Origin of the sequence: Gluconobacter sp. P1D12_c (assembly GCF_018812105.1) — a bacterium.
GTDB classification, from domain to species: Bacteria; Pseudomonadota; Alphaproteobacteria; order Acetobacterales; family Acetobacteraceae; genus Gluconobacter; species Gluconobacter oxydans_A.
The window spans coordinates 1-354 of sequence record NZ_JACSIQ010000895.1 but is presented as its reverse complement, the minus strand read 5'-3'; the positions used below and the strand labels follow the sequence as shown (position 1 = coordinate 354).

At 56.5% G+C, this 354-nt stretch carries 1 pseudogene; it reads left to right on the top strand.

Annotation, left to right across the window (positions count from 1 at the left end):
• A pseudogene (locus KP705_RS21700) lies at positions 1 to 354 on the top strand (Tn3 family transposase); the annotation flags it as partial.

The window sequence follows — 354 nt, the reverse complement described above, 5'->3', positions numbered from 1 at the left end:
GATCGTTGCAGGCCCAGATTAGTCTGCTGACAACCTCTTGCCGTAATCTGATTGAGGCCGGCCAGTGATCAGGGCGTTTATTCACTGTCTGCCTTGGAATTGACTGGCCCCGCCTCCAGGACGCCATCGGCAGGGCTGAAACCCTGACCGACCGCTCCAGAGACAATTGATCGCACGGCCGAACTCATCAACCGGCATCGCTCTCTTCGTCCTGACGTCCATTCCTGAACGCGTTCCAGTTTCAGGGTGGTCGCACGGTACAGGGATTACTGAAGGCGGTGCAGATCATTGGAGGGAGACCTCTATCGGACAGGTAAACGCAGATTGCCTGACTCCTGTCCGATCCGGTTCATT